This window comes from Faecalibacterium langellae, assembly GCF_002549775.1.
GTDB classification, from domain to species: Bacteria; Bacillota; Clostridia; order Oscillospirales; family Ruminococcaceae; genus Faecalibacterium; species Faecalibacterium langellae.
Genome location: NZ_NMTR01000009.1, coordinates 80368 through 90774, shown reverse-complemented (window position 1 = coordinate 90774; position 10407 = coordinate 80368). Strand labels below are relative to the sequence as shown.

9 protein-coding genes are annotated in these 10407 nt (G+C 56.3%); 5 read left to right on the top strand and 4 right to left on the bottom strand.

What is annotated here, in order from left to right; all coding sequences use genetic code 11:
• Positions 1-348 precede the first annotated feature (348 nt).
• Entirely contained in the window at positions 349-993 is a 645-nt protein-coding gene (locus CGS49_RS03600) for a rhomboid family intramembrane serine protease (protein ID WP_097800550.1), read from the bottom strand.
• Between the two features lie 186 nt (positions 994-1179).
• Here CGS49_RS03600 and CGS49_RS13880 point away from each other — a divergent pair, with 186 nt between their 5' ends.
• Both CGS49_RS13880 and CGS49_RS03595 read left to right on the top strand, forming a co-directional pair.
• Positions 1180-1665, top strand: coding sequence for a hypothetical protein (locus CGS49_RS13880; RefSeq protein WP_143405800.1), 486 nt, complete (start codon positions 1180-1182; stop codon positions 1663-1665).
• A complete protein-coding gene (locus tag CGS49_RS03595; protein ID WP_097800549.1) occupies positions 1662-2153 on the top strand; it encodes a GNAT family N-acetyltransferase in 492 nt (163 codons plus the stop codon). Before CGS49_RS13880 ends, CGS49_RS03595 begins: the two co-directional genes overlap by 4 nt.
• Before the next feature lie 324 nt (positions 2154-2477).
• On the opposite strand, the gene mgtE is transcribed toward CGS49_RS03595, so the two are convergent.
• Positions 2478-4067 (bottom strand): magnesium transporter, encoded by a 1590-nt coding sequence (mgtE, locus tag CGS49_RS03590; protein WP_242975349.1) that lies wholly within the window; start codon positions 4065-4067, stop codon positions 2478-2480.
• Between mgtE and CGS49_RS14135 the strand changes: the two genes are divergently transcribed.
• Both CGS49_RS14135 and CGS49_RS03580 read left to right on the top strand, forming a co-directional pair.
• A complete protein-coding gene (locus tag CGS49_RS14135) occupies positions 4039-4437 on the top strand; it encodes a hypothetical protein (protein ID WP_179859017.1) in 399 nt (132 codons plus the stop codon). The genes mgtE and CGS49_RS14135 overlap by 29 nt on opposite strands.
• Positions 4438-4872: 435 nt before the next feature.
• Positions 4873-5154: a helix-turn-helix domain-containing protein gene (locus CGS49_RS03580; protein WP_097800547.1), complete on the top strand. Its 282-nt coding sequence runs from the start codon at positions 4873-4875 to the stop codon at positions 5152-5154.
• Positions 5155-5645: 491 nt separating this feature from the next.
• Here the strand turns inward: CGS49_RS03580 and nifJ are convergent, their stop codons facing one another.
• Positions 5646-9191 carry a pyruvate:ferredoxin (flavodoxin) oxidoreductase gene (nifJ, locus tag CGS49_RS03575; protein WP_097800546.1) on the bottom strand — a complete coding sequence of 1182 codons (3546 nt, stop codon included), beginning with the start codon at positions 9189-9191 and terminating at the stop codon, positions 5646-5648.
• Positions 9192-9420: 229 nt separating this feature from the next.
• On the opposite strand from nifJ, the gene CGS49_RS03565 reads away from it, so the two are divergent.
• A complete protein-coding gene (locus tag CGS49_RS03565) occupies positions 9421-9762 on the top strand; it encodes a hypothetical protein (protein WP_143405799.1) in 342 nt (113 codons plus the stop codon).
• Between the two features lie 56 nt (positions 9763-9818).
• On the opposite strand, the gene CGS49_RS14130 is transcribed toward CGS49_RS03565, so the two are convergent.
• Positions 9819-10304, bottom strand: coding sequence for a hypothetical protein (locus tag CGS49_RS14130; protein ID WP_179859016.1), 486 nt, complete (start codon positions 10302-10304; stop codon positions 9819-9821).
• Positions 10305-10407: the final 103 nt, after the last annotated feature.

Genomic DNA, 10407 nt, shown 5'->3' with positions numbered 1-10407 from the left:
TCGCCGTGCCCTTGCCGCGCTAAACACGCGGCATTTGCTTCGCAAACCGGTCTGCGGCTTAAAAGCCCCACTGGGGCTTTCATGCCCTCCGGGCACCGCCGTCCTTTCTGGTTCTCTTTTGTGCGGCAAAAGAGAACAATCCCCGCCCGGCTGCAGCGCATCGAAATCGCTGCGGCCTTGCCGCGCTGAACACGCGGCATTTGCTTCGCAAACCGGTCTGCGGCTTAAAAGCCCCACTGGGGCTTTCATGCCCTCCGGGCACCGCCGTCCTTTCTGGTTCTCTTTTGGTGCCAAAAGAGAACAATCCCCGCCCGGTGAAACTCTTTCGCATCATCCAGAAACTTTTATTTATCTCCTGTTTTTCCGCTTCCACTGTTCGCGGCGAATCCACGCGCGGATGCTGCGGTAGGCCATCGGGCCGAAGAACAGCCAGACGTTCGCCATGCTGAGCAGCAGGCTCAGCTTCTGCAGCGGCGGCGCGCCCAGAAAGCTCAGCACCCACATCACGGCCGCAAAAAGGCCGAAATACTTCACCCGGATGGGGATGACGAAGAACAGCAGCAGCTGCACCTCCGGGTAGAGCATGGCAAAGGCCAGCAGCAGCGAAAGCGACAGGCAGTAGGTGCTTGCCGTCAGGCCGGTGACCAGGCAGGCCAGCACGGTGCCCAGCATCCCGGAAAGCAGGTAGACCGTGTAGCGGAAGTCGCCCCACTCCCGTTCCAGCGCCGTACCCACGAACCAGGTGAAGTAGATGCCCAGCACCACGCTGAGGATGCTGCCGCCGGAGAAGGGGATGAACACAAAGCTCACCACCCGCCACACCTGCCCCTGCAGCAGGAAAAAGCGGCTGAGCGCCAGCCAGGCCGTCACCGTCCGGTTCACGAACAGCTCGATGGCAAGGACCAAAATCTGCCCGCCCACCAGAATGTTGGTGAGGTTCGGGATGCCAAAGCGGCCGTATTTGCGCTCCAGCCTGTTCAGCCAGTTGTTCATGCGATTCGCCTCCATTGATCGGACCGGTGGAGACCGGCCGTTTTCTCACAGTTTTCTGCTGTTATTGTATCATGATTGGTCAAGGCATTCAAGCGCACACACCCTGCGTGGAAAACGCACCGCGCCCGGCCCAATACCACAGCATTCATGCGGGTTTTTGGGCCCAAAATCACAACCGAAAATTGTATGGAGTTTCCGTTCGGGAATGAACTTTTCACTTTTTCCACCGGGTTTTCCACCGTTTTTGTGAAGAAAAAGGGAAGTTTTCCATGCGGTTTTCCACTTTTTCCACCGGGTTTTCCACAATGCAAATGCAGCCGCTGTATACACGGCGTAATCCTTCGACAAGGTGCATGGGATGTTTTGGGCGAAAAAGAGGGCGTTTCACCTTTTATAAAAAAGAAAGTCGAAGCTTTTTCTTTTCATTTTACAGTCCGCTGCGGCGTTCCCGTTTTCGGTTCTCCAATCTGGAATGAACGGGGCCAAAGTTTTCAACACCGGGGCGGCTGCAAACCCCGCCTGTGGAAAATGCGGGGAAAAGCACAGTTTTCCACACCGCCGTTCCCGGGCGCGGAAAAGGCGGAAATCTTGCCTTTTTCTGTGCGATGTGCTAGAATCAGAACCGCAGAAATTGGAAGATTTACCAGAAGAATGGGGGATTTTGCGGCATGAAGATCGTGATCCGTGCCTATACCGAAAAAGACCTGCCCGCCATGGTGGAGATCTGGAACCAGGTGGTGGAGGACGGCGTGGCCTTCCCGCAGGAGGACGCGCTGACGCTGGACACCGGCCGGGCGTTTTTCGCCGCCCAGACCTACGATGCCGTGGCCGAGGATGCCGACACCGGCACCGTGCTGGGCCTGTACATCCTGCACCCGAACAACATCGGCCGCTGCGGGCACATCGCTAACGCCAGCTACGCCGTGCACCGCGAAGCGCGGGGATTGCACATCGGGGAAAAGCTGGTCTCGGACTGCCTGGCGCAGGCGAAGGCCCACGGCTTCCGGGTGATGCAGTTCAACGCCGTGGTGGCCTGCAACACCCACGCGCGGCACCTGTACGAGCGGCTGGGCTTCGTGCAGCTGGGCACTATCCCGGGCGGCTTCCGCATGAAGGACGGGCACTATGAGGACATCTGCCCGTATTACCATACACTGTGAACGATTTAGAATGCCCGCCGCTTCGCTCTGGGCATGTTTAGCGGAATTATTATTTTATATTTGCAAAGCGGAAAATCCTGCGGAATTTTCCGCTTTGCTTTTTCACGAGAAAAGCTGTAATTGAAAATTGCATCTTTATGCCTGCCGCGCGGATGCTCCCGCAGGGAGCCAGCGCCGGCAGATGCCGTTTACATTTACAACTTTTTTTGTGAAAAAGTAACTCCGAAACGACCGCAGTCGTTTCGGAGTTACAAACTATAAAAATAATCTTCCGCTGATATTGTCAGAGCGAAGCGGAGACAATTCCAAATTATAAAAGCAAAATTACATCATATTGCGGAACACCAGCTGTGCGATCTGGAAGTAGAGGATCAGGCTGCAGGCGTCCACGATGGTGGTGATGAAGGGCGTTGCCATGATGGCCGGATCGGCACCCAGCTTCTTGGCGGCCAGCGGCAGCATACCGCCCACCAGCTTTGCCAGAATGACGCTGAAGAACAGTGACACGCTGACCACGACGGCGTAACCCATGACGTTGGCGTACTGGCCGGGGAACAGGAAGGTGTACATCAGGTAGATGCGCAGGCCGTTCACGATGCCCAGCACCGCGCCCACGATGGCCGAGACCCGCAGCTCCTTGCCCAGCACGCGCATGAAGTCGCTGGGCTCCACTTCGCCCAGAGCCAGGCCGCGCACCATCAGGGTGCTGATCTGGTTGCCGCAGTTGCCGGCAGTGTCCATCAGCATGGGCATGAAGGAGACCAGCAGCGGCAGGCTGACAAAGGCTTCCTCGTAGTGGGTGGTGACCATGCCGGTAAAGGTAGCGGAAAGCATCAGGATCAGCAGCCAGGGGATACGCTGCTTGGCGTGGGTCCAGACGCTGGTGCCGAAGTAGGTGGTGGCGTCGTCATCCGGCAGAATGGCGGCCATCTTCTGCATATCCTCGGTGCTCTCGTCGGTCAGGACGTCGATTGCATCGTCGATGGTGATGATACCCACGAACATGCCCTCGTTGTCCAGAACGGGCATGGCGGTGAAGTCGTAGCGCTGCATCTCACGGGCCACATACTCCTGGTCGTCGGTGACCTTCACGGTGACCACGTTGTCGTCCATGATCTCGGCGATGGGGGTGTGGGGCTCGGCCAGCAGCAGGCTGCGGGCGGACACAACGCCCATCAGGCGGTTGCGCTCCACGACATAGCAGGTGTAGACCGTCTCGGCGTTCTCGCCCTGCTTGCGGATGGCTTCAAACGCCTGGGATACGGTCATCTCCTTGCGCAGGCGGACGTATTCGGGGGTCATCAGGCTGCCGGCGGAGCTCTCGGGGTAGTTCAGCAGCTTGTTCAGGCTCTCGCGGGTCTGCTTGGAGGATTTCTCCAGCACGCGCTTGACCACGCCTGCGGGCATATCTTCCAGCAGGTCCGCCGCGTCGTCCAGGCTCATCTCCTCGATGGCGCCCACCAGCTCCACATCCGAGAAGGCGTTGACCAGATCATCGCGGGCTTCGTCGGACATGTAGGCAAAGGCCTCGGTGGCCACTTCCTTTTTCAGCAGGCGGAACACCACCAGGCGGTTGTTCTCATCCAGTTCTTCCAGCAGTTCGGCCAGGTCGGCGGGCTGTTCTTCCTCGGTCACTTCGCGCAGCTTGACGTACTGCTTTTTGATCAGCAGCTTCAGCAGACGGCTCTTGGTGAGCATTTCGGGGTTGGCCTTGACTTCTTCATCGTTGGCTTCTTCCCGCTCGGCCTCGCGCATGTCCTGCTTGAGGTCCTCGGTGGCTTCCTCGTTCAGGTCCTGGGCCAGCTTCTGGCGCACCTCGTCGGGGATATCGGCGGGCAGCTCCTGCACCGGCAGGGTCTGCTCCGCAGCGGTTTCCGCAGCCTGCATGTTCTGCATCTTATCGTTCATTTCCATTGGGCGTACCTCCTCAGGGTTTGATGAGGACGCAGCAGATCGGGAAACAAAAACAGCGCCGCTTCGCCGCCGGAATGCCGCAAAAACCGCATTTCCGCGCACGCAAAGCTGCGCCTTACTCTATTTATTGAAAAATGGCACCAGCACCCTGGGGGTGCAGGCCGCTTTCAACAAGCAAAGAAGGCGAGCGCAGGCTTTTTTGTTGTCCGATCCACCGCATCCGTGGGTCTACTTCGACTATGATCCGGGTCCATTGTCCTGCGTTCACCTCCAGAATTTCACGTTTTCGGGGCACGAAGCGCCCCTGCAGGGCGTTCTGCTCCATCTTCTTTTTTATTATAGCGCCGCAAAAAAACACGGTCAACCCTAAACCATGGATTTACAGGAATTTTATAAAACAAAACACCCCTTCCGGCATTGCGGCATACCGGAAGGGGCGCTTTGTTTGGATATTGCCTTGGTGTGAGGAGGAATCATGTTACTCTGGGAAGCGGTTGCGGCCCCACTTCCCATGGCAAAAGTATAACAGCTTTCACAATTCATTTCGTTAAGAAGCTATGAAGAAACTGTAAAAAGGAAGCGGAAAATTCTGGAAGATTTTGTGATAAAAAATTTTCTTGACAATATTTGTTTTATCCTATATTATAATAATAGGATGTCATCGACCGGAAAGGATGCTGAAAACGTCCGCTTTTGAAGTGAATTTTTATTATAAGGCAGACGGCAGTTGCCCGGTTCGTGATTTTCTGGATACACTGGCGCAAAAATATCGTGCGGACTATTTTTATCGAAAGGAGAGCTCCTCATGAGTGATTTTCGGAATTATTTGAATGAACAGTTACAGCGGCCTTCCTTTAAGGCAGAATGGGATGCTCTTCAGCCGGAGCTTACCATTGCGCAGGCCATGCTCGATACCCGGAAGGAAAGCGGTCTGACCCAGAAACAGCTTTCGGAGCGCACCGGCATTGCACAGGCCGATATCAGCAAGCTGGAACGAGGGAATGCAAACCCTTCTTTGCGCACCTTGCAGCGCCTTGCCGCTGGTATGGGGATGAATGTCAAAATTGAATTTGTGACGAACAAATAACTTTTATTTCGTCAATATATAAGCCCGGAGCGTCTGCGGACACTCCGGGCTTATAGTTTCATTTACACAAAAATGCGCCCCGGTCACCTTGCGGTGAGCGGGGCGCTAAAAACGAGATTCGTTTTTCACTGCGGCAAGATGCCTGCCGAAACAGGTCTTATGCAGCAGGCGGAGCAAGGTATCTGCACGCAGACCTTATGCTCCTGACACACGCGGGGTGTGCTTTCAAGGACCCTCGCGGGCGCTTTGGTATCTCATATCCCATAGCCGTGCGCTACACGGAACAGCACACGGCACCGGGAAGTGAAATCAGGGTTGACCGTTTTGCCGGGTCTTGGGCCGGACGTTCAGCTTTTTTCTGCCGGACAGGACATCATTCACAGGTTCGCGCCGCTGCATTGCGCAGTAACCGCCGGCGCGGGGCTGCCGCCTTTCACTCCGGAAAAGGCAGGGGCCGCTGTTAAGAGTTCCCGTTATATGCAGAAGATAACTTACTTGTACAGCTCGACCAGACGGGTCAGGTGCTCGTAGCGGTCGTTTGCAACCTCCTGGTTGCGAGCGAACAGCTCCTTAGCACGCTCAGGGAAGGCGCGGGTCAGACGGCTGTAACGGGTCTCGTTTGCCAGCAGAGCCTGATACTTCTCGTTGTCCACAGCCTTGGAGGTCAGGGTGAAGGGGTTCTTGCCCTGTGCCTTGTTGGCGGGGTTGAAGGTGAACAGGTTCCAGTAGCCAGCCTCGACTGCCTTCTTCATCTCGTTCTGGCAGTTGGTCATGCCGCCCTTGACACCGTGCAGCTCACAGGGAGCGTAGCCGATGATCAGAGACGGGCCGGGGTAAGCCTCAGCCTCAGCGATTGCCTTGACAGCCTGGTTCATGTTAGCGCCCAGAGCGATCTGAGCAACGTAGATGTAACCATAGGTCATAGCGATCTCGGACAGGCTCTTTTTGCTGATTTCCTTACCAGCAGCAGCGAACTGGCAGACTTCACCGATGTTGGAAGCCTTGGATGCCTGTCCACCGGTGTTGGAGTACATCTCAGTATCGAAGACCATGACGTTGACATCCTCGCCGGAAGCCAGAACGTGATCCAGGCCGCCGAAGCCGATGTCGTATGCCCAGCCGTCGCCGCCGAAGATCCAGACGGACTTCTTGGCGATGTACTGCTTGCTCTTGAGGATCTCTGCAGACTTCTCGCAGCCAGCAGCAGCAGCCTTCTCCAGCTCAGCGATCAGGGCCTTTGCGGGCTCGTCGTTGGCCTTGGTGTTGTTCTTGGTTGCCATGAACTGCTCGAAAGCAGCCTTCAGCTCTGCAGAAGCCTTGTCGGAACCAGCAACCTCTGCGATTTCCTTGATCAGGTTCTCGCGGATGGTCTTCTGGCCGATGTACAGGCCCAGGCCATGCTCTGCGTTATCCTCGAACAGGGAGTTGCACCATGCAGGACCATGGCCGCTGTCCTTGTTGACGGTGTACGGAGAGATGGAAGCGGTGCCGCCCCAGATAGAGGAGCAGCCGGTAGCGTTGGAGATGTACATCTTCTCGCCGAACAGCTGAGTGATCAGGCGAGCGTAAGAAGTCTCGGCACAGCCTGCGCAGGAGCCAGAGAACTCCAGCAGCGGCTGGTTGAACTGAGAACCGATGACGGTATCGTCAGCAAACTTGGAAGGCTTCTTGGAGATGTTGGCCACGCAGTAGTCGAAGACTGCCTGCTGGTCGGCCTGGCTGTCCTGAGGAACCATCTGGATCGCCTTGGTGGGGCAGACGGTGACGCACTCGCCGCAGCCCATGCAGTCCAGAGGAGACACTGCCATGACAAACTTGTACTCGTTTGCCGGGCGGTTGTCGCGGCTCTTGGTCTGAGCAGGAGCAGCTGCCAGCTCGTCAGCGGTCAGCTGGAAGGGACGGATGGTAGCATGAGAGCACACGAATGCACACTGGTTGCAGCCAACGCACTTTGCAGCATCCCACTCGGGGACGTTGACAGCGGTGCCGCGCTTCTCGTATGCAGAAGCGCCCTGCTCCCACTCGCCGTTTGCATTTGCCGCGAAGGAGGAAACAGGCAGGCTGTCGCCGTCCATACGGGCAATGGGCTCCATGACGTCGCGGATCTGCTTGACCAGTTCCGGACGGCCGGTGAGAGCCTTGGGTGCGGGATCAGCTTCGGGGTTGGACCAGGATGCGGGCACGTCAACCTTGTGGATGGCGTCAACGCCTGCGTCAATGGCCTTCCAGTTCATCTCAACGACGTCCTGGCCCTTCTTGCCGTAGCTCTTCTGAGCTGCCTGCTTCATGAAGTTGACGGCATCCTCGATGGGCATGACGTCAGCCAGCTTGAAGAATGCAGACTGCAGAATGGTGTTGGTGCGCTTGCCCATGCCGATCTCGATCGCCTTATCGATAGCATTGATGGTATACAGCTGGATGTTGTTGTCAGCGATATACTTCTTTGCCTCGGCATTCAGGTGCTGGCCCAGCTCCTCATCGGACCACTGGCAGTTGATCATGAACACGCCGCCGGGCTTGACATCCTGGACCATCTTCATGCCCATGTGGATGTAAGCGGGGTTGTGGCAGGCCACGAAGTCAGCCTGGTTGATGTAGTAGGGGCTGCGGATGGGCTTGTCGCCGAAACGCAGATGGCTGATGGTCACGCCGCCGGTCTTCTTGGAGTCATACTGGAAGTATGCCTGCACATACTTATCAGTGTGGTCACCAATGATCTTGACGGAGTTCTTGTTTGCGCCGACCGTACCGTCGCCGCCCAGACCCCAGAACTTGCACTCCTTGGTGCCAGCAGCTGCGGTGATGGGAGCGGGCTTGACTTCGGGCAGGGACAGGAAGGTGACATCGTCGGTGATACCCAGAGTGAAACGCTCCTTGGGCTCGTCCTTCTCCAGCTCCTTGAACAGAGCGAAGATGGAGGACGGCGGGGTATCCTTGCTGCCCAGGCCGTAACGGCCGCCGGTCAGAACGACATCGTTCAGGCCAGCCTCACGCAGGGTAGCGGCAACATCCAGGTACAGGGGCTCGCCCAGAGAGCCGGGCTCCTTGGTGCGGTCCAGCACAGCCACCTTCTTGGCGGTCTTGGGCAGGACCTTCAGCAGGGAAGCGGAGACCCAGGGACGATACAGACGGACCTTGATGATACCGACCTTCTCGCCGCGTGCGTTCAGGTAGTCGATGACTTCATCCGCAACGTCGCAGATGGAGCCCATAGCCACGATCACACGGTCAGCATCGGGTGCGCCGTAGTAGTTGAACAGATCGTAGTTGGTGCCCAGCTTCTCGTTGATCTTTGCCATGTACTTCTCAACAACAGCAGGCAGAGCGTTGTAAACAGCGTTGCAAGCCTCACGATGCTGGAAGAACACGTCGCCGTTCTCGTGGGAACCGCGCATCTTGGGGTGCTCGGGGTTCAGAGCCTTCTTGCGGAACTCCTCCACGGCCTCCATGTTGCACATTTCCTTCAGATCGGCGTAATCCCACTTCTCGATCTTCTGGTACTCATGAGAAGTACGGAAGCCATCGAAGAAGTTCAGGAAGGGAACATGGCCCTCGATTGCTGCCAGGTGGGCAACAGGGGACAGGTCCATGACTTCCTGCACGCTGCTCTCGACCAGCATTGCGAAACCGGTCTGGCGGCATGCCATAACGTCGCTGTGATCACCGAAGATGTTCAGGGACTGGGTAGCAACGGTACGAGCCGAAACATCGAACACGCAGGGCAGCTGCTCAGCAGCAATCTTGTACATGTTGGGGATCATCAGCAGCAGGCCCTGAGAAGCGGTGAAGGTGGTGGTAACAGCACCTGCACCCAGAGAGCCGTGCACAGCGCCGGCAGCGCCTGCCTCAGACTCCATCTCGACGACCTTGACCTGGTTGCCGAAGATGTTCTTCTGACCGGCTGCAGACCACTGGTCCACAGAGTCAGCCATCGGAGAAGACGGGGTAATGGGGTAGATGGCAGCCACGTCCGTGTAGGCATACGCTACATGGGCGGCAGCGGTATTGCCATCCATCGTTTGCTTTGCTCTAGGCATTTTTCTTCCTCCATTATTCAGAATTTGGTACCTTTTGCGCGGGGCAATATGCCCGCTGGGACCGGAGAACCCCATAAAAGGCACTATTGCTTGTATACTATAATAGCAAATTCTGCCCGCAAAGTAAACGCAAACCGCCCAACAAACGCACCAAAAAATAAAAAAAATTTTTAGCGCTTTTGTACGTCTTTAGCGTGTTAAAGTGAGCGCTGGCGCGGATTTTCGGGTTTTGAGCAGGTTTGCTTTGACTGCCTTGCCAAATTCAGTAAAAAGCCGCTTTCATTTCAGCTGGATTTTGCATTTGGAAAACATGGATATTTTTTATGAAAGTGCGCTGCCGCCGGAGATGTTCTCTTTTGGCACCAAAAGAGAACCAGAAAGGACGGCGGTGCCCGCAGGGCATGAAAGCCCCAGTGGGGCTTTTAAGCCGCAGACCGGTTTGCGAAGCAAATGCCGCGTGTTCAGCGCGGCAAGGTCGCAGCGATTTCGATGTGCTGCATCTCGGCGGAGTTTGTTCTCTTTTGCCGCACAAAAGAGAACCAGAAAGGACGGCGGTGCCCGCAGGGCATGAAAGCCCCAGTGGGGCTTTTAAGCCGCAGACCGGTTTGCGAAGCAAATGCCGCGTGTTCAGCGCGGCAAGGTCGCAGCGATTTCGATGTGCTGCATCTCGGCGGAGTTTGTTCTCTTTTGCCGCACAAAAGAGAACCAGAAAGGACGGCGGTGCCCGCAGGGCATGAAAGCCCCAGTGGGGCTTTTAAGCCGCAGACCGGTTTGCGAAGCAAATGCCGCGTGTTCAGCGCGGCAAGGTCGCAGCGATTTCGACGCGCTGGATCCACGAATTAAGGGCTGCTCGCCCTTAATAATCCCAAAGGAGAAGTCGAAGCGGAAAAATGCTAGCCGCTTCGCTAAACGCATTTTTTCGTTTCTCCGATTTGAAGGCCCCTCAGCCGCTGCGGCGGCAGCTCCCCGCAGGGGAGCCAGCGCCAGCAGATGCTGTTTGCCGTTACGACCCTTCCCGTGAAAAAGCGAAAAAGAAAAGCCCGCAGGCTTTTCTTTTTCGCAAATTAAAAATAATATTTCCGCTGAAGATGCCCAGAGTGAAACGGAGGGCATTCTAAATCGTATTTTCTCTCCATCTTATTATTGACAACAAACCGCTCTTTGCCGTAAACTGAAGCCATAGAAAACCGGCGCTGTGCCGGGCAAAGAGGGTAAT

What these genes read in the sequence shown, in the direction of transcription:
- CGS49_RS03600 (WP_097800550.1), bottom strand. Translation starts at nt 993, where the DNA reads ATGAACAACTGGCTGAACAGGCTGGAGCGCAAATACGGCCGCTTTGGC.
- CGS49_RS13880 (WP_143405800.1), top strand. Translation starts at nt 1,180, where the DNA reads ATGGAGTTTCCGTTCGGGAATGAACTTTTCACTTTTTCCACCGGGTTT.
- CGS49_RS03595 (WP_097800549.1), top strand. Translation starts at nt 1,662, where the DNA reads ATGAAGATCGTGATCCGTGCCTATACCGAAAAAGACCTGCCCGCCATG.
- CGS49_RS14135 (WP_179859017.1), top strand. Translation starts at nt 4,039, where the DNA reads ATGTTCTGCATCTTATCGTTCATTTCCATTGGGCGTACCTCCTCAGGG.
- mgtE (WP_242975349.1), bottom strand. Translation starts at nt 4,067, where the DNA reads ATGGAAATGAACGATAAGATGCAGAACATGCAGGCTGCGGAAACCGCT.
- CGS49_RS03580 (WP_097800547.1), top strand. Translation starts at nt 4,873, where the DNA reads ATGAGTGATTTTCGGAATTATTTGAATGAACAGTTACAGCGGCCTTCC.
- nifJ (WP_097800546.1), bottom strand. Translation starts at nt 9,191, where the DNA reads ATGCCTAGAGCAAAGCAAACGATGGATGGCAATACCGCTGCCGCCCAT.
- CGS49_RS14130 (WP_179859016.1), bottom strand. Translation starts at nt 10,304, where the DNA reads ATGCCCTCCGTTTCACTCTGGGCATCTTCAGCGGAAATATTATTTTTA.